This is a genomic window from Diaphorobacter aerolatus (assembly GCF_014489535.1).
Classification (GTDB): domain Bacteria; phylum Pseudomonadota; class Gammaproteobacteria; order Burkholderiales; family Burkholderiaceae_C; genus Diaphorobacter_A; species Diaphorobacter_A aerolatus.
Map to the genome: position 1 here is coordinate 1,531,618 of NZ_CP060783.1, position 21,658 is coordinate 1,553,275.

The 21,658-nt window shown below is 62.2% G+C and carries 16 protein-coding genes and 5 pseudogenes; 18 read left to right on the forward strand and 3 right to left on the reverse strand.

Going from position 1 to position 21,658, the window contains the following annotated elements; translation table 11 throughout:
- The first annotated feature begins 65 nt into the window (after nt 1-65).
- The 7 genes and pseudogenes from dnaJ (at nt 66) to leuB (ending at nt 7,996) form a co-directional block, all read left to right on the forward strand.
- Nucleotides 66-1,195 (forward strand): annotated as a pseudogene (gene dnaJ, locus H9K75_RS07120) (molecular chaperone DnaJ).
- 147 nt (nt 1,196-1,342) lie between these two features.
- Nucleotides 1,343-3,346 (forward strand): annotated as a pseudogene (locus tag H9K75_RS07125) (OPT family oligopeptide transporter).
- A 220-nt stretch (nt 3,347-3,566) separates the two neighbouring features.
- The gene (locus H9K75_RS07130) at nt 3,567-4,520 is read left to right on the forward strand and encodes a LysR family transcriptional regulator (RefSeq protein WP_187725242.1); all 954 of its coding nucleotides are present in this window, start codon (nt 3,567-3,569) and stop codon (nt 4,518-4,520) included.
- Nucleotides 4,521-4,586: 66 nt separating this feature from the next.
- Nucleotides 4,587-6,008: a 3-isopropylmalate dehydratase large subunit gene (leuC, locus tag H9K75_RS07135; RefSeq protein WP_187725243.1), complete on the forward strand. Its 1,422-nt coding sequence runs from the start codon at nt 4,587-4,589 to the stop codon at nt 6,006-6,008.
- 41 nt (nt 6,009-6,049) lie between these two features.
- Nucleotides 6,050-6,178 carry an entericidin A/B family lipoprotein gene (locus tag H9K75_RS07140; RefSeq protein WP_187725244.1) on the forward strand — a complete coding sequence of 43 codons (129 nt, stop codon included), beginning with the start codon at nt 6,050-6,052 and terminating at the stop codon, nt 6,176-6,178.
- Between the two features lie 21 nt (nt 6,179-6,199).
- Nucleotides 6,200-6,856: a 3-isopropylmalate dehydratase small subunit gene (leuD, locus tag H9K75_RS07145; RefSeq protein WP_187725245.1), complete on the forward strand. Its 657-nt coding sequence runs from the start codon at nt 6,200-6,202 to the stop codon at nt 6,854-6,856.
- Between the two features lie 70 nt (nt 6,857-6,926).
- Nucleotides 6,927-7,996 (forward strand): annotated as a pseudogene (gene leuB / locus H9K75_RS07150) (3-isopropylmalate dehydrogenase).
- A gap of 141 nt (nt 7,997-8,137) precedes the next feature.
- Here the strand turns inward: leuB and H9K75_RS07155 are convergent.
- Entirely contained in the window at nt 8,138-8,470 is a 333-nt protein-coding gene (locus H9K75_RS07155; RefSeq protein ID WP_187725950.1) for a YegP family protein, read from the reverse strand.
- 112 nt (nt 8,471-8,582) lie between these two features.
- On the opposite strand from H9K75_RS07155, the gene H9K75_RS23680 reads away from it, so the two are divergent.
- A complete protein-coding gene (locus tag H9K75_RS23680) occupies nt 8,583-8,753 on the forward strand; it encodes a hypothetical protein (protein ID WP_226858591.1) in 171 nt (56 codons plus the stop codon).
- Nucleotides 8,754-8,853: 100 nt separating this feature from the next.
- A complete protein-coding gene (gene asd, locus H9K75_RS07160) occupies nt 8,854-9,984 on the forward strand; it encodes an aspartate-semialdehyde dehydrogenase (protein ID WP_187725246.1) in 1,131 nt (376 codons plus the stop codon).
- A gap of 233 nt (nt 9,985-10,217) precedes the next feature.
- Here asd and H9K75_RS23685 read toward each other — a convergent pair whose 3' ends face one another.
- Complete coding sequence (locus H9K75_RS23685; RefSeq protein WP_226858802.1) at nt 10,218-10,355, reverse strand: hypothetical protein; 138 nt, start codon at nt 10,353-10,355, stop codon at nt 10,218-10,220.
- A 23-nt stretch (nt 10,356-10,378) separates the two neighbouring features.
- On the opposite strand from H9K75_RS23685, the gene H9K75_RS25050 reads away from it, so the two are divergent.
- From H9K75_RS25050 to accD, 7 genes and pseudogenes are all read left to right on the forward strand, one after another.
- Nucleotides 10,379-10,954: a type IV pilus assembly protein FimV gene (locus H9K75_RS25050; protein ID WP_319016888.1), complete on the forward strand. Its 576-nt coding sequence runs from the start codon at nt 10,379-10,381 to the stop codon at nt 10,952-10,954.
- A complete protein-coding gene (locus tag H9K75_RS07165) occupies nt 10,837-12,963 on the forward strand; it encodes a FimV/HubP family polar landmark protein (protein ID WP_319016889.1) in 2,127 nt (708 codons plus the stop codon). Before H9K75_RS25050 ends, H9K75_RS07165 begins: the two co-directional genes overlap by 118 nt.
- A 67-nt stretch (nt 12,964-13,030) precedes the next feature.
- Nucleotides 13,031-13,867: a tRNA pseudouridine(38-40) synthase TruA gene (truA, locus tag H9K75_RS07170; protein WP_187725247.1), complete on the forward strand. Its 837-nt coding sequence runs from the start codon at nt 13,031-13,033 to the stop codon at nt 13,865-13,867.
- A gap of 47 nt (nt 13,868-13,914) precedes the next feature.
- Nucleotides 13,915-14,669: pseudogene (locus tag H9K75_RS07175) on the forward strand (phosphoribosylanthranilate isomerase).
- A 2-nt stretch (nt 14,670-14,671) separates the two neighbouring features.
- A complete protein-coding gene (trpB, locus tag H9K75_RS07180) occupies nt 14,672-15,940 on the forward strand; it encodes a tryptophan synthase subunit beta (protein ID WP_187725248.1) in 1,269 nt (422 codons plus the stop codon).
- Nucleotides 15,937-16,764, forward strand: coding sequence for a tryptophan synthase subunit alpha (trpA, locus tag H9K75_RS07185; RefSeq protein WP_187725249.1), 828 nt, complete (start codon nt 15,937-15,939; stop codon nt 16,762-16,764). The genes trpB and trpA overlap by 4 nt, the downstream gene beginning before the upstream one ends.
- A 73-nt stretch (nt 16,765-16,837) precedes the next feature.
- Entirely contained in the window at nt 16,838-17,710 is an 873-nt protein-coding gene (gene accD, locus H9K75_RS07190; RefSeq protein ID WP_187725250.1) for an acetyl-CoA carboxylase, carboxyltransferase subunit beta, read from the forward strand.
- A 91-nt stretch (nt 17,711-17,801) separates the two neighbouring features.
- Here accD and H9K75_RS07195 read toward each other — a convergent pair whose 3' ends face one another.
- Complete coding sequence (locus H9K75_RS07195) at nt 17,802-18,362, reverse strand: YggT family protein (protein WP_187725251.1); 561 nt, start codon at nt 18,360-18,362, stop codon at nt 17,802-17,804.
- 86 nt (nt 18,363-18,448) lie between these two features.
- Here H9K75_RS07195 and H9K75_RS07200 point away from each other — a divergent pair, with 86 nt between their 5' ends.
- A complete protein-coding gene (locus tag H9K75_RS07200; protein WP_187725252.1) occupies nt 18,449-19,093 on the forward strand; it encodes an LON peptidase substrate-binding domain-containing protein in 645 nt (214 codons plus the stop codon).
- Nucleotides 19,094-19,916: 823 nt separating this feature from the next.
- Nucleotides 19,917-21,652, forward strand: a pseudogene (gene pilB / locus H9K75_RS07205) (type IV-A pilus assembly ATPase PilB).
- Nucleotides 21,653-21,658: the final 6 nt, after the last annotated feature.

Below are 21,658 nucleotides of genomic sequence, written 5' to 3' on the forward strand. Positions count from 1 at the left end.
GCTCGGTTCTCTCACGGAGCCGACGCGGCGTTTGTGTTCCCACCGGCCCCTGAGCTGGAGACGAAATGTCCAAACGAGATTTTTATGAAGTTCTCGGCGTTCCCAAGAATGCTTCCGAGGACGAGATCAAGAAGGCCTATCGCAAGTTGGCGATGAAGTACCACCCCGACCGCAATCAGGGTGATGCCGCCAAGGGCGCTGAAGACAAGTTCAAGGAGGCCAAGGAAGCCTACGAGATCCTCTGCGACAGCAGCAGGCGCGCCGCCTATGACCAGTACGGCCATGCGGGCGTGGATCCGAACATGCGCGGTGGCGCCGAGGGCTTTGGCGGCTTTGCCGAGGCCTTTGGCGACATCTTCGGCGACATGTTCGGCGGAGCGGCTGGCGCACGCGGGCGCGGGGGTCGGCAGGTCTATCGCGGCAACGATCTGTCGTACGCGATGGAAGTCACGCTCGAAGAAGCGGCCAACGGCAAGGACGCGCAGATCCGCATTCCCTCGTGGGATGACTGCGAAACCTGCCACGGCAGCGGCGCCAAGCCCGGCACGCAGCCCAAGACCTGCGGCACCTGCCAGGGCTCGGGCGTGGTGCAGATGCGCCAGGGCTTCTTTGCCGTGCAGCAGTCATGTCCACATTGCCGTGGCACAGGCAAGATCATTCCGGAGCCCTGCACGACCTGCCATGGCCAGGGCAAGATCAAGTCGCAGAAGACGCTGGAAGTGAAGATTCCCGCCGGGATCGACGACGGCATGCGCATCCGCTCGACCGGCAACGGCGAGCCAGGCTCCAATGGCGGGCCACCTGGCGACCTGTACATCGAGATCCGCGTGAAGAAACACGAGATCTTCGAGCGCGACGGCGACGATCTGCATTGCGAGGTGCCGGTGAGCTTTGCGACTGCGGCGCTCGGCGGAGAAATCGAAGTGCCAACGCTCGCAGGCAAGGCCGCCATCGACATTCCCGAAGGCACACAGGCCGGCAAGCAGTTCCGGCTGCGCGGCAAGGGCATCAAGGGCGTGCGCGCCAGCTATCCGGGCGACCTGTATTGCCACGTCGTCGTGGAAACGCCGGTCAAGCTCACCGAATTCCAGCGCAAGCTGCTCAAGGAATTCGACGAGTCGCTCAAGAAGGGGGCAGCAAGCATTCGCCGTCCACCGAAACCTGGACAGACAAGCTGAAAAACCTGTTTAGCTGATTCAGATTATTGTTTGTTGATTTAATAAGGGCCGGGATTCTGTTCACCACAGATTCCGGCCCTTTGTGCGTGAGGGTTATGACGGAAGTCCGCACGGGCTTGCCGTAAGGTGCGGCCCAGTTTCAACGACACGATATCGGTAACCCCATGCCTCCTGCCATGCCCATGCGCGAATTCACATTGCGCGGAGTGCTTCTTGGCGCACTCATCACACTCGCCTTCACCGCAGCAAACGTCTATCTGGGCCTCAAGGTCGGTTTGACTTTCGCATCCGCCATCCCTGCCGCCGTGATCTCGATGGCCCTGCTCTACAAGTTCAAGGATTCCAACATCCTTGAAAACAACCTCGTGCAGACCCAGGCCTCGGCCGCAGGCACGCTTTCCAGCGTGATCTTCGTGATTCCCGGATTGGTGATGATGGGCCTGTGGAGCGGGTTTCCGTTCTGGCAGACGGCGCTGATCTGCGCGGCCGGCGGGACGCTGGGCGTGCTCTACACGATTCCACTGCGCCGCGTGATGGTGGTGCAGTCCGAGTTGCCCTACCCGAAGGCGTCGCTGCCGCCGAGGTATTGCGGGTCGGCGATGCCCAGCGCCATGCCGACACCCGGGCAGCGCCAAGCGCTCGGGCGGCCTGCGCGAACTGGGCTGGGGCTCGGGCATGGCCGCAGTCTTCGGCTTGTTCAGCGGGGGATTCCGGCTGCTCGGCGACGCGGTGAATTTCTGGATTCCCGCGGGCTCGGTGGCATTTCGCATCTCCGCCGGATTCTCACCGGCACTGCTCGCAGCCGGATACCTGATGGGCCTTTCGGCGGGCATCGCGGTGTTCGTGGGTGTCGTGTTGTGCTGGTTCGTCATCGTGCCCTGGCTCGCATCGGGAGCCACGCTGGCCGCCGGTCAGACACTCGCAGCGCTGTCAACCCAACTCTGGAGCGAAAAGGCCAAGTTCGTCGGAGCGGGCCTGATTGCCGTCTCCGCCTCTGGGCGCTCATCACGCTGGCTGGCCCGATTCTGGCAGCCATCCGCGCGCAACCCGCAGGGCGGTCGCTCACCCAAGCCGAAGGCAAGCGCGACGAAACCGATCTCGACATGCCGCGCAGCTGGATGCTGATGATCGGCCTCGCGGCGCTCGCCGTGCTGTTCCTCGTGGTCAACTACTTCATCGGCGCGCACATGCCCGAGCTGGCTGCGGGCCACCGCTACCTGCTGTCGGCCCTGTGCGTGGTGTTTGCCGCCATTTTCGGATTTCTCGTCGCCGCTGCGTGCGGGTACATGGCCGGGCTGGTGGGCTCGTCGGCAAGCCCGATCTCGGGCATCGGCATCATCGCGACCGTGCTCATGGGCCTGTCCATCCTCGGACTGAGCGCGGTGATCCCGTCGTTTCATGCAAGCCTCTCTGGCAATCTGGGCGTGGTGCTGGTGCTGTTCATGGTGTCGGTGATTCTTGCCATGGCGGCGATCTCCAACGACAACCTGCAGGATCTGAAAACCGGCTATCTCGTCGGTGCCACGCCATGGCGTCAGCAGGTGGTGCTGATCATCGGCTGTGCGGTTGGCGCGCTCGTGATTCCGCCGGTGCTGGACCTGCTCTACAACGCCTACGGATTCGCGGGCGCGATGCCGCGCGCGGACATGGACCCCAAGCTCGCGCTGGAAGCACCGCAGGCCAATCTGATGAAGCAGATCGCCTCGGGCATCTTCAGCGGCTCGCTCGACTGGAGCATGCTGGGTCTCGGCGTGGTGATCGGCATGATCGTGATTGCCATCGACTGGACCCTGCGCAAGAAGACGACTGGCGCCAGCATGCCGCCGCTGGCGGTGGGCCTTGGCATCTATCTGCCGCCAACCATCGGCATGACGCTGACCTTCGGCGCCTTGCTCGGACTGGTGGTGCAGCGCGCGATTCGCAAATACGCAACCGGGCGCGGCAGCGACTGGGCCCGCGCCGCAGAGGAACGCGGCCTGCTGCTGGCCTCGGGTTTGATCGTCGGAGAAAGCCTCATGGGCCTCGTCATCGCCGGTGTGATCGGCTTCAGCGGAAAGAATGCGCCACTCGCCTTGGTCGGTGAGAGTTTCACGGTCGGCCCATGGCTGGGCCTGTTCTACTTCATCGCGCTTGGAATCGTCTTCTATCGCCGCGTCGTGAAAAAATGATTTGGTGAAACGTCCCTGAGCTTTTTGCGGCGCGCTGATGGCGCGCCGCTTTCCTGCTTGTCGGCGTAGCGCCTTTCGCGCGGGTGCACAGCCTGCCATCGTCAAATCAGCGGTCACCCATCACCATTCAGCGTTTACTCATCGCGAATGGCGATGCCAAAGTCAAATTTCCGCCATAAAATGTGGGCAGCATTCTGATTTCACGATCACTACCCACGCAATGAAAAGCTCCGAGCGCAGTTTCGCGCGCCGTATCGACCTCACCTCGCTGCAACTGTTCGTCGCAGTCTGCGAGCTGGGCAGCATCGGGCGCGCGGCGGAGCGTGAATTCATTGCGGCATCGGCCGTCAGCAAGCGCCTGTCCGATCTGGAAACGGCGGTGGACACCGCCCTGCTCTATCGCCACAGCCGTGGCGTCACGCTGACCCCGGCGGGCGAGAGCCTGCTGCATCACGCGCGTACCGTGCTGTTTGGCCTCGAGCGCATGCAGGGTGAGCTTTCCGAATATGCCGACGGCGTGCGCGGACATGTGCGCATGCACGCCAACATCTCGGCCATCGTCCAGTTTCTTCCCGAGGACCTCGGCGCATTTGCGAGCGAGCACAGTCAGGTCAAGATCGATCTGCAGGAACACCTGAGCCAGGACGTGATGAACGCGGTGCGCGATGGCGCGACCGATCTGGGGGTGTGCCACACCGGCACCGCCGATGATCCCGAGGGCCTGCAAAGCCGCGCCTACCGTAACGACCGGCTGGTCGTGGTGATGCCGCAGAGCCATGCGCTGGCGCAGCGCGAATCCATCACCTTCGCCGAGGTGATGGAATGGGACCTCGTCGGCCTCCAGGCGGGCAGCAGCATCTCCCTCGCAATGCGCCAGGCCGCCGGCCAGACCGCCAAGCCGCTGCGCCAGCGCATGCAGGTCACGAGCCTGGATGCCATGTGCCGCATGATCGACAACGGCCTCGGCATCGGGCTGATTCCGGATCGCGCATTTGCGCTGATGCATGGCATGGGCCATCTCGCCGCCGTGCATCTGGACGAGCCCTGGGCCGAGCGCGAACTCAGCGTCGTCGCCAGAGATTTCGACGCCCTGCCCGTCACCGCGCGACTGCTCGTCGAACATCTGACCCGGCATGGCACGCCGCATACCGCAAGCCATGCGCTGGCAGCCTGACACGAAAGATGTCGGCACAATAGACCGAACCCCACCATCAGACCCTAGGAAAGAAAAGAGCACATCATGGGACGCACCCTCTACGACAAAGTCTTCGACGAACATGTGGTTCACACCGAAGAAGACGGCACCGCAGTTCTCTACATCGACCGCCATCTGGTGCATGAAGTGACCAGCCCGCAGGCGTTCGAGGGCCTTCGCGACGCGGGCCGCAAGGTCTGGCGCGTGAGTTCCATCGTAGCAACCGCCGACCACAACACGCCGACGACCGATTGGGATCAGGGCTATGACGGCATCACCGACCCGATCAGCAAGGAACAGATCACCACGCTCGACAAGAACATTGCCGAAGTGGGCGCGGCCGCGTTCTTCCCGTTCCTGTCTAGGCGTCAGGGCATCGTGCATGTGATCGGCCCGGAAAATGGTGCCACGCTTCCCGGCATGACCGTGGTCTGCGGCGACAGCCACACCTCGACGCACGGCGCCTTCGGTGCGTTGGCGCACGGCATCGGCACCTCGGAGGTCGAACACGTGATGGCCACGCAGACGCTGCTCGCCAAGAAGGCCAAGAACCTGCTGGTCAAGGTCAACGGCAAGGTCGCGCCTGGCGTGACGGCCAAGGACATCGTGCTGGCCATCATCGGCAAGATCGGTACGGCGGGCGGCACGGGCTACACCATCGAATTCGCGGGCGAGGCGATCCGCGACCTGAGCATGGAAGGTCGCATGACGGTCTGCAACATGGCCATCGAAGCGGGCGCGCGCGCCGGCATGGTCGCCGTGGACGACAAGACGATTGCCTATGTGAAAGGCCGTCCGCTTTCGCCAACCGGCGTTGAATGGACTCAGGCCGAGGCGTATTGGCGCACGCTGCATTCCGACGCGGATGCAAAGTTCGATCAGGTCGTGGAGCTCGACGCCGCCGGCATCGTGCCGCAGGTCACCTGGGGCACGTCGCCCGAGATGGTGCTCGGCGTGGACGCCAGCGTGCCGGATCCCGAGAAGGAAAAGGATGCCAGCAAGCGCGGTGCCATCGAGCGTGCACTGACCTACATGAACCTTGAGCCCGGCAAGCCGCTCAACGACGTTTTCGTCGACAAGGTCTTCATCGGTTCATGCACCAACAGCCGCATCGAGGACATGCGCGAAGCCGCCGCGGTGGTCAAGAAGCTCGGCCAGAAGGTCGCCAGGAACATCAAGCTCGCGATGGTCGTCCCGGGCTCCGGTCTCGTGAAGGAACAGGCGGAGCGCGAAGGACTCGACAAGATCTTCGTGGCCGCCGGTTTCGAGTGGCGCGAACCCGGATGCTCGATGTGTCTTGCGATGAACGCCGACCGCCTCGAGCCCGGCGAGCGCTGCGCATCCACCAGCAACCGCAACTTCGAGGGCCGTCAGGGCGCCGGTGGTCGCACGCACCTGGTGAGTCCGGCGATGGCAGCAGCCGCAGCCATCCACGGACATTTCGTGGATGTGAGAAAGTTCGCCTGAGTGTCCGTCAACCCATCAACCTAAAAACCAGGGAAATCATCATGACCAAGTTCGCCATTGCCATCGCTCTGATCAGCACCTTCGTTCTCTCCGGTTGCAACACCGTCAAGGGCGTCGGCCAGGACGTGCAACGCGCTGGCGGCGCACTCGAGCGCGCGGCCGACAAGTAAGAACCAAACGGTAATCCAAAAATGCAAAAATTCACCGTGCACAAGGGCCTCGTGGCCCCGATGGATCGCGAGAACGTCGATACCGATGCGATCATTCCCAAGCAGTTTCTCAAGTCGATCAAGAAGACCGGCTTTGGCGTGAACCTGTTCGACGAATGGCGCTACCTCGACCACGGCGAGCCCGGCCAGGACCCGGCAAGCCGCAAGCCGAACCCGGATTTCGTGCTGAACAAGCCGCGCTATCAAGGCGCATCCATCCTGCTCGCACGCAAGAACTTCGGCTGCGGCTCAAGCCGCGAGCATGCGCCGTGGGCGCTCGACCAGTATGGTTTCCGCGCCATTCTCGCGCCGAGCTTTGCCGACATCTTCTTCAACAACAGCTTCAAGAACGGCCTGCTGCCCATCGTGCTGCCAGAGTCCGTGATCGAGCAGTTGTTCAACGAGGTGCAAGCGTTCCCGGGCTACGAACTCACCGTCGATCTGGAACGACAGGTCGTCGTGCGTCCGCAGGGCGAGGAGATTGCGTTCGACGTGATTCCATTCCGCAAATACTGCCTGCTCAACGGTTTTGACGACATCGGCCTCACACTGCGCCACGCCGACAAGATCAAGACCTTCGAAGCGGCCCGCCTCGCCTCCAAGCCCTGGCTCGCACACACGATGCCGGCCAACGCCTGACTTTGCGCCCTTTCGCGCGCAGGTGCGAGGGACGTAGAGATTCAAACATTCCACTTCAATCTCATTCATCATGAAAATCGCAGTTTTGCCCGGAGACGGCATCGGCACTGAAATCGTCGCGGAAGCCGTCAAGGTGCTGGACGCACTCGACCTCGATCTGGAGATGGAATCGGCACTGGTCGGCGGCGCGGCATTCGATGCGCACGGTCACCCGTTGCCCGAGTCCACGCTCAAGCTCGCCAAGGAGGCCGATGCCATCCTGTTCGGAGCCGTGGGCGACTGGAAGTACGACAAGCTCGATCGTCCGCTGCGCCCGAGCAAGCCATTCTGGGCCTGCGCAAGAGCCTCGGCCTGTTTGCCAATTTCCGTCCGGCGATCTGCTATGAGCAGCTCGTGGGCGCGTCCAGCCTCAAGCCCGAACTCGTGGCGGGTCTGGACATCCTCATCATCCGCGAACTGACCGGCGACATCTATTTCGGCCAGCCGCGTGGCCGACGCACCGCCGCCGATGGGCATTTCCCCGGCGCAGAAGAAGCCTTCGACACGATGCGCTATTCCAGGCCCGAAATCGAGCGTATCGCCCGAGTGGCTTTCGAAGCGGCGCGCAAGCGCAACAAGAAGGTGACGAGCGTCGACAAGGCCAACGTGCTGGAGACGTTCCAGTTCTGGAAGGACGTGGTCATCGAGGTGCACAAGGACTATCCGGACATCGAGCTGCAGCACATGTATGTCGACAACGCCGCCATGCAACTGGTGAAGGCCCCGAAGTCGTTCGACGTGATCGTCACCGGCAACATGTTCGGCGACATTCTGTCCGACGAAGCCTCGATGCTGACCGGCTCCATCGGCATGCTGCCATCGGCCAGCCTGAACGACAGGAAGCAGGGCCTCTACGAACCCAGCCACGGCAGCGCGCCGGACATCGCGGGCAAGGGCATTGCCAACCCGCTCGCGACGATTCTGTCGGCCGCGATGATGCTGCGCTTCTCGTTGAACCAGGAGGCCGCCGCCGACCGCATCGAGGTCGCCGTTCAGAAGGTGCTCGCCCAAGGACTGCGCACGCCGGACATCTTCAGCGAAGGCACGACCAAGGTCAGCACCCAGGACATGGGTGATGCCGTGGTGAAGGCGCTCGACTGATCGAGCCGATTCGCAACGCAAAGGCCACCCCAGGCCGCTCCGGTGCGGCGCGCTCTGCAGAAAGCAAAAAAGACAGCCTGCCGACTGTCTTTTTTGCTGTGTTCACCGATCCGCTACACAATGCGCGGACCGTGCTCAGCCTCAGCTATTGTCTTTCACTGTCTTGGTCGCACCGTTGGTCTTGACGGACTCGATTCCAGCATCGCGTGACTGGGCAGAGGCATACATCTGGCTCGAGCCGATGACCTGGTGATTGGCCGCCTTCAGGTTGAAGAACCACTTGCCGTTCGTGGATTCTTTGCGCTCGTAGCGCTCCTCCTGCGCAGCGTTTTTCTGCACCGATTCGATACCGTTCTCTGCCGATGATTTGGTCTTGTAGAGTTCGCTCGTGAGAATGGTCTCGGCGTTGCCGGCCTTGAGGACGAAGCGGAATTGACCGTCGCTGCTTTTGCTGAGTTCAAACCAACCTGCCATGGACTGCTCCTGATAAAGAGGGGGATGAATATTCGACCGCGCGATTTTGGTGAATGGAAGTTGTTTGACGACCATCGAAAACCGAGCAAATCGTAGCAAAAGCATATTCCGAATGAACAAACTAATTGCAAAGAATGTTGTTCAACAAAAACAACCGGTTTTCGGCGGCTCCGCTACAATCAGCGCCTATGTTTGCCGCACGCCCGTTCGCCCTGAACACTGCACCAGTCGCCCCGACTGGTTTGGCTGCGCGCGCATCCATCTCCAAAATTACGACGATTAAGGGCTGACCCAGCCTGGTTCGTCGTGCGCCCTTCCTGGCCAGACGAGCCGGGCGAGCAGTCCTGAATGGCACTGTTTCTTATCTTGAAAGGGCGTTGAAAATGAGCAAGCTGGTAGGTTTGGTAGGCTGGCGCGGCATGGTCGGCTCGGTTCTGATGGACCGCATGCAACAGGAAAAGGATTTCGACCTGATCGAGCCCCTGTTCTTCTCCACATCCAACGCGGGCGGCAAGGCCCCGGCGATGGCCAGGAACGAAACCACGCTGCAGGACGCGTTCAACATCGACGCGCTCAAGCGCTGCGACATCATCGTCACCGCCCAGGGTGGCGACTATACGAGCGAAGTGTTCCCCAAGCTGCGTGCCGCTGGCTGGAACGGCCACTGGATCGACGCGGCTTCCACGCTGCGTATGAAAGACGATGCCGTCATCGTGCTCGATCCGGTGAACATGCCGGTGATCAAGAATGCGCTCAGCCAAGGCGGCAAGAACTGGATTGGCGGCAATTGCACGGTCTCGTGCATGCTGATGGGCGTGGGCGCGCTGTACAAGGCCGGTCTGGTTGAGTGGATGAGCACCCAGACCTATCAGGCGGCGTCCGGTGGCGGCGCACAACACATGCGCGAGCTGCTCACGCAGTACGGCATCCTGAATGCCGAAGTGAAGGCGTTGCTGGACGATCCCAAGAGCGCGATCCTCGAAATCGACCGCATGGTGGTGGCAAAGCAACGTGCACTGTCGGCGGACGAAACCGCCAACTTCCTCGTGCCGCTCGGCGGCAGCCTGATCCCGTGGATCGACAAGGATCTGGGCAATGGCATGTCCAAGGAAGAATGGAAGGGCATGGCCGAAACCAACAAGATCATGGGTGTGGGCGAAGGCTTCGGCTCTCCCGCGATTCCAGTGGATGGTTTCTGTGTGCGCGTGGGCGCCATGCGCTGCCACAGCCAGGCGCTGACCTTCAAGCTCAAGAAGGACGTGCCCGTCGCCGACATCGAAGCGATGATGGCCGCAGACAACGAGTGGGTGAAGGTCGTGCCGAACAACAAGGAAGCCACCCTCAAGGACCTGACTCCCGTGGCCGTGACGGGCACCATGACCATTCCCGTGGGCCGCGTGCGCAAGCTGGCGATGGGTCCCGAGTATGTGGGCGCGTTCACCATCGGCGACCAACTGCTGTGGGGCGCGGCCGAGCCGCTGCGCCGCATGCTGCGCATCCTGCTCGACGCCTGAGTTTGTTCCGGCAATCACCCGCCGATGGCCGATCGGTGATCGGCGGGGTGTGGATACAATTTGCGACGCCGCGTTGTCGGTTACCAACATGTGAAATAGCGCTTTCCTACCAAACACCGCGGAGTCGTTGTTGGAGCGTCGCTTCAGCTTGTCAGTGCAAAACATTGATGCTATGGTGCTTTTACATATTTTCACGACCCGTAGTGAATGACGCCAAAAGAAAATCCAATGCGTCATCCAAAAGCCCAATAAATCATTAATAAGTTGCACACATGCATCGCTGGAAATTTTCTGTTTTGGCGGCGGCTGCCATCGTCTCTACCGGCCTGTTCACGGCTGATGTCCATGCGTTGGCACTGGGCCAGATCCATGTGCGGTCCGCTCTGGGGAGCCATTGCGAGCGGACATCGACCTGCCGCAGGTTTCTGCGGCAGAGGCCGAGTCGCTGAAGGCATCGACCGCTACGGCCGACGTCTATCGCGCCCAGGGCCTGGACTACACGCCGTCGGTCAACGACATCCGCGTACAGTTCCAGCGCCGCCCGGATGGCACGGGCGTGCTGCGCCTGAGCAGCTCCAAGGCCATCAACGATCCTTTCATCGATCTGGTGATCGACGCGACCTGGGCCTCGGGCCACATCGTGCGCAGCTACACCATGCTGCTCGACCCGCCTGAAATGCGTCGTCAGGCAGAACCGCAAACCACCGCACCGCAAATCAGCTCGCCTGATTCGCGCTTCTCGGAACCGGCCGCGCCATCGGTGTCCGCGCCGGCTCCCGCGCCACGCAACCTGCCGCAGACCCAGGAACGTCGCCAAGCGCCAACACAGCGCATGGCACCCGCTCCGGCCCGATGGCCGACGCAGGCAGTGGCGAGGAAGTGCGCGTGCGTTCGGGCGAAACCGCTGGCCGCATCGCCGGTGCTCACCGTCCGGCAGGCGTGTCGCTCGACCAGATGCTGGTCGCCATGATGCGCGCCAACCCCAACGCCTTCATCAACGGCAACGTCAACCGCCTGCGCGCGGGCACGGTATTGAACATCCCGACCGAGTCTCAGGCCCAGGCCGTGACGCCCGGCGAAGCGCGCAAGATCATTGCCGCCCAAAGCCGCAACTTCAACGAGTTCCGCCGCCGCCTTGCCACCGCCGCCCCGTCGGCGGATGTGGGCACGCCGCAACGCGCCGCCACGGGCTCCGTGCAGTCGCAGGTGGATGATCAAAAGGCTGCCTCCACTTCGTCCGACAAGCTCACGCTGTCCAAGGGCGGCATCCAGTCCGCCAAGAAGGATGAAAAGCTCGCTCAGGATCGCCAGTCGAACCAGAACGCTGAGCGCATGGCCGAGCTGTCCAAGAACATCTCTGATCTGAACAAGGTCGGCGCTGCAGCCGGTTCGCCCGCTCCTGCCGCATCTTCCGCAGCCAGCAAGCCCGCTGACCTGCCAGCCGTCGCCACCGTGCCGGCAACGGCTCCAGGCACTTCGGCAACTCCTGCCGCGTCGGTCGCATCGAGCGCTGCCGCCACCAGCGCAGCAGTCGCCGCGTCTGCTGCAACCGACGCCGCCTCTGCGGCCGTTGCGGCCGCAAGCGCGGCTACCGACGCCGCGAGCGATGCAGCGTCGGCCGCATCGGCAGCTGCGTCCGCTGCCTCCGCCCCGGTCAAGAAGCCGCGCGTCGTGGCGCCTCCTCCACCTCCGCCAGAGCCAACCTTCTTCGAGTCGATGACCGAAGACCCGCTGGTTCTGGGTGGCCTTGGCATTGCGCTGCTCGCACTGCTGGGTCTCGGTGGCTACAAGCTCGCACAACGCCGCAAGGCCGCGTCGCTTTCGGCTTCCGACAGCTCGATGATGGACAGCAATCTGGCACCCGACTCGTTCTTCGGAGCGAGCGGTGGCCAGCGTGTGGACACCGCCAACAGCGGCCTGTCCACCGGCTCGTCGTCGCTCGCCTACTCGCCCAGCCAGCTCGATGCCGGTGAAGTCGATCCAGTGGCCGAAGCCGACGTGTATCTGGCCTATGGCCGCGACTTGCAGGCCGAAGAAATCCTGCGCGAAGCCGCCCGCACCAATCCCGAGCGCACGTCCATCCACGTGAAGCTCGCGGAAATCTACGCCAAGCGCCAGGACCGCAAGGCGCTGGAAGCACAGGCACGTGAACTGTTCACGCTGACCCAGGGCCAGGGCGTGGACTGGGCACGCGTGGCCGAACTCGGTCGCACGCAGGATCCGGAGAATCCGTTCTATCAGCAGTCCGTCGCCCGCGCGGCTGGCTCGGTTGCCGCCGCTGGCGTTGCCGCAGCTGCGGTTGCGCCAAGACCCGAACATCTGGATCTCGATGCGCCCAGCACGCTGCCGGTGCAGTTCCACACGCCGACACCGGCTCCCGTGCCCCCGGCAGCTCTCGGTGATCTGGATCTCGATCTGGACATCGGATCGTCCGCACCAGGCCCCGCTCCGCAGAATCACCAGTGGACACCTCCGATCACAGCCACGGCGCCCGATACCTCTGCCGCCAAGCTGCCGGATTTTGAACTGCCGTCGCTGTCGCTGGATACGCCTGCACCAGCGCCCGCTCCCGGCACGAGGCCCGCAAGCGCAGCAAGTGGTCTCGACTTCCAGCTGGATGACCTGGCCTTCAACAAGCCTGCCGCCGGTGCCGCAACGCCAGCCGCCGCAGCCGCATCCAATCACATCGAAACGACGGCTCGCCAACCGCTGGAATTCGACCTGGGCGGCCTGTCGCTCGACCTGAATCAGCCAGCCACCGGCGGCACGGTGCATCCAACGACCGCTCCGGCTCCGCTGTCTGCTGGCTTGGCCGTATCGATGCCCGAAGGCCCGCTGCACACCAAGCTGGCGCTCGCCGAAGAATTCAACGCCATCGGGGACAGCGAAGGTGCGCGCACCCTCGTCGAGGAAGTGATTGCCGAGTCCTCCGGCGAACTCAAGCTGCGCGCCCAGCAACTGCTCTCCCGACTGGGCTGAACTTGAGTCCTGCGCCAGTGCACGCGTCCTGTGCGATCCTCACGCTCCCGGAATGGAGAAAACACCGATGAGGATTGCACTGGGTGTCAGCTACAACGGTCAGGCCTACAGCGGCTGGCAAAGCCAGCTCTCCGGCAACACCGTACAAGATCATCTCGAAGCGGCCCTGGGCCGCTTTGCTACTCATGAGATCTCCACGATCTGCGCGGGCCGCACCGACGCGGGCGTGCACGGCATCATGCAGGTCGTGCATTTCAATACCGAACTACAACGCGCGCCGTTTTCCTGGGTGCGCGGCACCAACACCTTTCTGCCGCCCGGCATTGCCGTGCAATGGGCGCAACCCGTGCCCGACGAATTCCACTCGCGCGGGAGCGCCGTGGCACGCCGCTATGCCTACGTGTTGCTACAGTCGCCCGTGCGTCCCAGCGTCGATGCTGGCCGCGTGGGCTGGGTGTTCCATGCGCTTGATGGCGATGCGATGCGCCGCGCCGCGTCCTATCTGCTGGGCGAGCATGACTTCACCTCCTTCCGCGCTTCGGCCTGCCAGGCCAAGTCGCCCGTGAAGACCATGCATCGCATCGACATCTCACGACGCGGCCCTGAAGGCGCCGCCATCGAGGATGAGCGCAACCGCCCTCACCATTTCACGCCCTGCTACTGGCGATTCGAGTTCGAGGCCAACGCTTTTTTGCACCACATGATCCGCAACCTCATGGGTTGCCTGATTACGGTCGGCCAGGGTATCCAATCGCCTGAGTGGATGCAGGAAGTGCTGACCGCGCGCTCGCGCGATGCCGCAGCGCCCACGTTCTCGCCAGACGGGCTTTATTTCCTTGGCCCGGTCTACGATGAAAAATGGGGACTTCCTGCGCGCACTGCTGCGTATGATTGGCTCCCCTGAGTTCGACTACCCCTGCGCGCACTGAAACGGGCGCGACCACCAATCCCATGGACGACCCACTCATCGAGGGCCTGAGCCCCCGCGTATCCCCCATTCACCCGACCCAACGCACGCGCATCAAGATCTGCGGACTGACCCGCGAGCAGGATGTGGATGTCGCGGTGGCCGCCGGGCCGACGCCGTTGGCTTTGTGATGTACGCCGCGAGCCCGCGCGCCGTCACGCCCGAACGCGCTGCCGAACTGGCCCGCCGCCTGCCGCCCTTCGTCACGCCGGTGCTGCTGTTCGTGAATGCGCCGGCTGATGAGGTCATCGCAGCCAGCGCCAAGGTGCCGGGCTCCATCCTCCAGTTCCATGGCGACGAGACGCCCGAAGCGTGCTGGCTTGCGAGTGGAAAAGGCCAACGACCTTACCTGGCCGCGGCACGAATTCCACTCGGGGATGGTGCGGCTTCCTTCAACCTCGTAAAATACGCGCTGGATCACTCTAGAGCCCAGGCCATCCTGCTCGACGCCCATGTCGAGGGATTCGGCGGTGGCGGGAAAACATTCAATTGGTCACTTCTTCCAACAAGCGTAGCCTCTCACCTCGTTTTGTCTGGTGGACTCACGCCTGCAAACGTGACCGATGGCATCTTGCAGCTACGCCCGCGTTGTCTGACGCTGGCCGTTGACGTGAGCTCCGGCGTCGAAGCCGATGCACCCGGGGGAGGAACCCTCAAAGGCATCAAGGACGCCGACAAGATCCACCGCTTCATCGCGGCCGCGAGGGCCGCAGATGCAGCAACTGCAAGAATTTTCTGACCATGTCCCAATATCAATTCCCTGACGCAATGGGCCATTTCGGCCCGTATGGCGGCACCTTCGCCAGCGAGACGCTGACCCACGCCATCAACGAGCTGCGCGAGGCCTATGCCAAATACCAGCACGATTCGGAGTTCCTCAAGGAATTCCGCTACGAGCTGGCGCATTTCGTGGGCCGCCCCTCCCCGGTCTACCACGCCGCGCGCACCAGCGAGGAGATGGGCGGCGCGCAGATCTACCTCAAGCGCGAAGACCTGAACCACACCGGCGCGCACAAGATCAACAACGTGATCGGCCAGGCCATGCTCGCCAGGCGCATGGGCAAGCCGCGCATCATTGCCGAGACCGGCGCCGGTCAGCACGGCGTGGCCACGGCCACGATCTGCGCTCGCTACGGTCTCGAATGCGTGGTCTACATGGGTGCCGAGGACGTCAAGCGCCAAAGCCCCAACGTCTTTCGCATGAAGCTGCTGGGCGCGACGGTCATTCCCGTCGAATCGGGCAGCAGGACGCTCAAGGACGCGCTCAACGAAGCGATGCGCGACTGGGTGGCCAACGTGGACAACACCTTCTACATCATCGGCACCGTCGCAGGGCCGCACCCCTATCCGATGATGGTGCGCGACTTCCAGAGCGTGATCGGCAACGAATGCCTGACGCAGATGCCCGAGATGCTCAAGGAGCAGAAGATCGCGGCCGAGCAGCCCGATGCGGTGGTCGCCTGCGTCGGCGGCGGCAGCAACGCCATGGGCATTTTCTACCCCTACATCCCGCATGAAAAAACCCGCCTGATCGGCGTCGAGGCGGCAGGCGAAGGTCTCGACAGTGGCAAGCACTCGGCGTCGCTGCAACGAGGCTCCTCGGGCGTGCTGCATGGCAACCGCACCTTCATCCTGCAGGACGAGAACGGCCAGATCACCGAGACGCACAGCATCAGCGCGGGCCTCGACTATCCCGGCGTCGGTCCCGAGCATGCCTGGCTTCAGGAGCTCAAGCGCGCGCAATATGTCGGCATCACCGACAAGGAGGCGCTCGATGCGTTCCACTATCTGTGCCGCACCGAAGGCATCATTCCCGCGCTCGAGTCGAGCCACGCATTTGCGTATGCGATGAAGCTCGCAAAAGAAATGCGCCGGGACCAGTCGATTCTCGTCTGCCTTTCGGGCCGTGGCGACAAGGACATTGGCACCGTGGCAGACCTCAGTGGCAGCGACTATTACGACCGCCCAAGCATGCGCGGTCACACAGTCAAGGGAGGCCCCGCAGCATGAGCGCCAGCAATCGAAAAGGCCGAATCACCGAAACCTTCGACAAGCTCCTGTCCGAAGGCCGCTCGGCACTTATTCCATACGTCACCGCAGGCTACCCGTTCGCGGCGATCACGCCCTCGCTGATGCATGGCATGGTCGAGGCTGGTGCCGACGTGATCGAGCTCGGTGTGCCGTTTTCCGATCCCATGGCCGACGGCCCGGTGATCCAGAAGGCCGGTGACCGCGCGATCGCCAATGGCGTGAATCTCAAGCAGGTGCTCGCCTATGTGCACGAGTTCCGCCAGAGGAACCAGACCACGCCCGTGGTACTGATGGGCTACGCCAATCCCGTGGAGCGCTACGACCAGAGCCACGGCGCGGACGCCTTCGTCAACGACGCGGCCGAGGCCGGTGTCGACGGCGTGCTGATCGTCGACTGCCCGCCCGAGGAAGCCACGGGATTCGCCGCCAAACTGCGCGCGAAGAACATGGACCTGATCTTCCTGCTAGCGCCCACGAGCACACCCGAACGCATGCGCCAGGTCGCGGAAGTCGCGAGCGGCTATGTCTACTACGTATCGCTCAAGGGCGTGACCGGCTCCGGCGCGCTTGATACCGGTGCGGTCGAGGCCATGCTGCCCAAAATCCGCGAACACGTGAAGATTCCCGTGGGCGTGGGCTTTGGCATCCGTGACGCGCAGACGGCGGCGACCATCGCGCAGTTCTCCGATGCGGTCATCATCGGCACCAAGATCATCCAGTTGCTCGAAGATCAGCCGCACGAGAAGATCATTCCCCTGACCGTCGATTTCCTGCGTGGTGTGCGCAAGGCAATGGACGCATAATCGCGCAGTCGCGCCCGTTGCGTTTCGCACCCCACGAAACGCAACGCGGCGCTTGCGAATTGGAAAGGAACCTATGTCCTGGCTCGAAAAACTGCTGCCCTCCAAGATCCAGCAGACCGACCCCGCTGAACGTCGCCAGATGCCCGAAGGCCTCTGGATCAAGTGCCCAAGCTGCGAATCCGTGCTCTACAAAGCCGATCTGGAACACAACCAGATGGTCTGCCCGACCTGCGGCCATCACCATCGCATCGGTGCGCGAGCGCGCCTCGATGCGTTTCTCGACCCCGAAGGTCGTTATGAACTCGGCCAGGAAGTGCTTCCGGTCGATCCACTCAAATTCAAGGACAGCCGCAAGTACCCCGAGCGCCTCAAGGAAGCCCTTGAGCACACCGGAGAGACCGATGCGCTCGTCGTCATGGGCGGCTCCGTCAAGAGCATCAATCTGGTTGCGGCCTGCTTCGAGTTCGAATTCATGGGCGGCTCCATGGGCTCAGTCGTAGGCGAGCGCTTCGTGCGCGGCGTCGAGACCGCCATCGAGCAGAAGGTGCCCTTCATCTGCTTCACCGCCACCGGCGGCGCGCGCATGCAGGAAGGCCTGCTCTCGCTGATGCAGATGGCCAAGACCAATGCGGCGCTCACACGTCTTGCCAAAAAGGGCCTGCCCTACATCAGCGTGCTGACCGACCCAACCATGGGCGGCGTCTCCGCAGGCTTCGCCTTCGTGGGCGACATCGTGATCGCCGAGCCCAAGGCGCTGATCGGCTTCGCCGGGCCGCGCGTGATCGAATCCACCGTGCGCGTGAAGCTGCCCGAGGGCTTTCAGCGTGCCGAATTCCTGCAGACCAAGGGAGCGGTCGACTTCATCTGCGACCGCCGCGAACTGCGCCAGACCATCGCCCAATCGCTCGCGATGCTACAGCGACTGCCGGTCGACGCCGTATCCTGATCCACACGCACGGTCCCATCGGAAAACCGCCAGGCTTCATACCAAGCTGGCGGTTTTTTGTTGGCAACGCAATGGCTTCGAGGAAAGCCGTTCAGAACAGCGCGAGACTCAAAACCGCAACGCGCAGATGGTTCAGCACGATCAACAGCACCTGCAGAATCACGATCACCACCAGCGGCGAAAAATCGATTCCGCCCATGAGCGGCACATAGCGACGCACTGGCCGCAGCAGCGGCTCGCACAGGCGCTCCATCACAACGCTGATGGGTGAATGCGCCTGCACCCACGACAGAACCGTGTTGACGATCAGAAGCATCATCATCCCGGAGAGCGCGACACGGGCCATGCCGAAGAGCGACTCCAGCGGCGCATAGACGATCACCGAATGCAGGTTCGACAGCAGCGTGAGGATCGCGTATTCGACGAGTTGCGCGAGATAGGCACCGATCAGGCACGACAGATCCCAACGCCCCGCCGACGGCACGATCTTGCGCAGCGGCATCACCAGCCAGTCCGTGAGGGCAAACACCAGTCGCCCCATCGGATTGGCAAACGGAATGCGCTGCATCTGCATGTACAGCCGCAGCAGGCAGGCCCCGGTGATGAGCCCGCTGACGATATCCAGCAGCAGTGAAACAATATCTAGAAGCATGGTGTCCCAAAACAAATCAGCACGTGCACCCCAAATGGACATGCACAACGTGGGATGATAACGATGCCCATCGCAACGAACGCGCCATGCCCCAACAACTGACCCTGTCTTCCCTGCCCCTGTTTCCTCTCGGCACGGTACTGTTTCCCGATGGGGAACTGGCCCTGCGTGTGTTCGAGGTGCGCTATCTCGACATGGTGCGAAAGTGCCATCAGGCGGGCGCGCCATTCGGCGTGGTGGCACTTGAAAGCGGCGCCGAAGTTCGCAAGGCCGGAGCGGCACCGGAGCAGCTCCATCGCATCGGCACACTCGCCACCATCGAAGAACTGAATTCGCCGCAAGCGGGTTTGCTGACCTTGCGCTGCAAGGGCAGCGACCGCTTTCAGATCACCAGCCAACGCCTGCTGGGCCACGGCCTCTGGATCGCGGACGTCAGCATCATCCCAGCCGACCAGAGCGTCGCCATTCCCGCAGAACTGCAGGCCTGCGCCGACCTGCTCGCCAACGCACTGCAGTCACTGCGCGAGCGCTCCGGCGAGGCGGGCTCACCCATTCACATCACGCCGACCGCCGCGCAGTTGAATGACTGCGCCTGGGTCTCCAATCGCTGGTGCGAGCTGCTACCGATTCCGCTTGAACTCAAGCAGCGGCTGATGTCCCTCGACAACCCGCTCGCGCGCCTGGAACTGGTGAGCGACGTGCTGGAGAAAACCGGCATCGCGCGCTTATAGATCCATCGCGAAGGCATGTCGACCCGTCTGCCACCCAAGTGCATAAGCCAAAAGTGATCGGGCCCGCAGGCATTCGGCCACGGTACCAATGAGCACCATCAGCATCCGCGAGCGACTGTCACTCTGCAACTGCACGACCCAAAATGGCTTATGGCAAGCGACAACCCTAGACACGCCGATTTGTTCTTTGTAAGCAGCGCTCACTACATCACCCGCGCGAACGTATTGCCTTTGCAGCGATCAGCTTGCGGCGTTGGCTTCGTCGCTATCCATATCGAAACTGGACACCGGGTGTATTTCAAAGACGCGCCGACTCTACCTCCATTCTTGGTCACCGGAAGCGCGCCCTGCTTTTAAGTGCTGGAGGGCAGTTCGAAACCGGAGCGATTTCGTTTGCAACTTCGCCTACATTCGCCAGATTTGAGTCACGTCAATCGACGCCGCGTCTTGCCTTTATCCTCTTCCGATAGCCTGCTCGGACAAGGAAACTGAACCGCAAATGCGACAAACTGTTGCAGCCAGGCAACCATTTTGGACCTCGTGGACGTCGGCCTGAGGTGTCAGATATTTTCACTGTGAGGGAGCGATTCAGCGGAAACTATCGTTAACGCAGATTCATACAATTAACCGCATTACTCGTTGGAAAATCTGAGCAAGTTGTCGGCGAATTGCACGCTGATCTCGTTACTTTTCGGCGGAGCTACAGATTTCCAACGATTGTCGTTGTGGGGCTCGCCCATGTCTTACTATCGCTGTACAGCTTGTTGCTAATCAGCGATGATAGGATCGTTCTTCCTATTTTCGATACAAATCAATTGCATTCATGGCTGCTGTCGATACCGCCCCCAAAAGCGTGACTCCCATCGTTCTGCCAGGGTTGGCGCGGACGTTGATGTCCGCTGGCAAGCTCGAGCAGAAGGCTGCCGAGGATATCGTCAGGAAGGCTCAAGGCGCGAAGTCGGCATTCATCGCCGAGCTGATTGGCTCGGGCATCATCACGTCGGCCGAACTGGCACACACCGTCTCGAGCGTGTTCGGCGCACCGCTGGTCGATGTGGACGCGCTCGACACCTTGCGCATGCCGCAGGATGCGCTGGACAGCAAGATCTGTCTGAAGCACCGGGTCGCGGTGCTGAACAAGCGCGGCAACCGTCTGGTCATTGCGACTGCCGATCCCACCGATCATGAAGCGGCGGAACAGATCAAGTTCACCACCCAGATGGGCGTCGACTGGATCATTGCCGAGTACGACAAGCTGGGCAAGTTCGTCGAAAAGGTCACCAAGGGAGCAGCGGAAGCGCTGGACAGCATTGTCTCGGGTGGAGACTTCGAATTCGGCGACGTTCCCATCGAAGAAGCCGATGATGCTCAGGACGTGGGGCAGAACGACGTCGAAGACGCCCCCATCGTCAAGTTCCTGCAGAAGATGCTTATCGACGCGTTCAACATGCGCGCCTCCGATTTGCATTTCGAACCCTATGAGCACACCTATCGCGTGCGCTTTCGCGTGGACGGCGAGTTGCGTGAAATCTCCAGCCCGCCACCGGCGATCAAGGAAAAGCTCGCCTCGCGCATCAAGGTGATTTCGCGCCTCGACATTTCCGAGAAGCGCGTGCCGCAAGACGGCCGCATGAAGCTCAAGGTCGGCGCTGATCGTGTCATCGATTTTCGTGTGAGCACCTTGCCGACCCTGTTTGGCGAGAAGATCGTGATCCGTATTCTGGATCCGAGCAGCGCCAAGCTGGGCATTGAAGCCCTTGGTTATGAACCCGAGGAGAAGGCGCGTCTGCTGACGGCTATTGGCCGTCCCTACGGGATGATTTTGGTTACCGGCCCCACGGGCTCCGGCAAGACCGTGTCGCTCTATACCTGCCTGAACCTGCTGAACAAGCCGGGCGTGAATATTTCAACGGCGGAAGACCCGTCCGAAATCAACTTGCCGGGCGTCAATCAGGTCAATGTGAATGAGAAGGCGGGGCTGAATTTCGCCGTCGCGCTCAAAGCGTTTCTGCGCCAGGATCCGGACATCATCATGGTCGGCGAAATCCGGGATCTGGAAACCGCCGACATCGCCATCAAGGCCGCTCAAACCGGTCACTTGGTGCTATCGACCCTGCACACCAACGACGCTCCCACCACGTTGACGCGCATGCGCAACATGGGAATTGCGCCGTTCAATATTGCCTCGAGCGTGATCCTGATCACGGCACAGCGTCTGGCCCGCCGCCTCTGCCCGAATTGCAAGGAGCCGGCCGACATTCCTCACGAAGCGCTTGTGGATGCAGGCTATAGTGAGGAAGATATCGATGGCTCGTGGGTCACCTACAAGCCGGTCGGCTGCAGCGCCTGCAACAACGGCTACAAGGGACGCGTCGGCATCTACGAGGTGATGCCGATTTCCGAAGAAATGCAACGCATCATCCTGCGGGACGGCAGCGCGCTGGAAATCGCCAAGCAGGCACGCCTCGAGGGGTGCGGTCACTGCGTACGTCGGGCTTGTACAAGGCGCGCACTGGCATGACGTCACTTGAAGAAGTGCTGGCCTGCACCAATGAATAACAAATC

Coding starts and splice junctions, on each gene's coding strand:
- H9K75_RS07130 (WP_187725242.1), top strand. CDS start 3,567: ATGAAAAGCTCCGAGCGCAGTTTCGCGCGCCGTATCGACCTCACCTCG.
- leuC (WP_187725243.1), top strand. CDS start 4,587: ATGGGACGCACCCTCTACGACAAAGTCTTCGACGAACATGTGGTTCAC.
- H9K75_RS07140 (WP_187725244.1), top strand. CDS start 6,050: ATGACCAAGTTCGCCATTGCCATCGCTCTGATCAGCACCTTCGTTCTC.
- leuD (WP_187725245.1), top strand. CDS start 6,200: ATGCAAAAATTCACCGTGCACAAGGGCCTCGTGGCCCCGATGGATCGC.
- H9K75_RS07155 (WP_187725950.1), bottom strand. CDS start 8,470: ATGGCAGGTTGGTTTGAACTCAGCAAAAGCAGCGACGGTCAATTCCGC.
- H9K75_RS23680 (WP_226858591.1), top strand. CDS start 8,583: ATGAACAAACTAATTGCAAAGAATGTTGTTCAACAAAAACAACCGGTT.
- asd (WP_187725246.1), top strand. CDS start 8,854: ATGAGCAAGCTGGTAGGTTTGGTAGGCTGGCGCGGCATGGTCGGCTCG.
- H9K75_RS23685 (WP_226858802.1), bottom strand. CDS start 10,355: ATGGATCTGGCCCAGTGCCAACGCATGGACATCAGCCGTGAACAGGCC.
- H9K75_RS07165 (WP_319016889.1), top strand. CDS start 10,837: ATGGCCGACGCAGGCAGTGGCGAGGAAGTGCGCGTGCGTTCGGGCGAA.
- truA (WP_187725247.1), top strand. CDS start 13,031: ATGAGGATTGCACTGGGTGTCAGCTACAACGGTCAGGCCTACAGCGGC.
- trpB (WP_187725248.1), top strand. CDS start 14,672: ATGTCCCAATATCAATTCCCTGACGCAATGGGCCATTTCGGCCCGTAT.
- trpA (WP_187725249.1), top strand. CDS start 15,937: ATGAGCGCCAGCAATCGAAAAGGCCGAATCACCGAAACCTTCGACAAG.
- accD (WP_187725250.1), top strand. CDS start 16,838: ATGTCCTGGCTCGAAAAACTGCTGCCCTCCAAGATCCAGCAGACCGAC.
- H9K75_RS07195 (WP_187725251.1), bottom strand. CDS start 18,362: ATGCTTCTAGATATTGTTTCACTGCTGCTGGATATCGTCAGCGGGCTC.
- H9K75_RS07200 (WP_187725252.1), top strand. CDS start 18,449: ATGCCCCAACAACTGACCCTGTCTTCCCTGCCCCTGTTTCCTCTCGGC.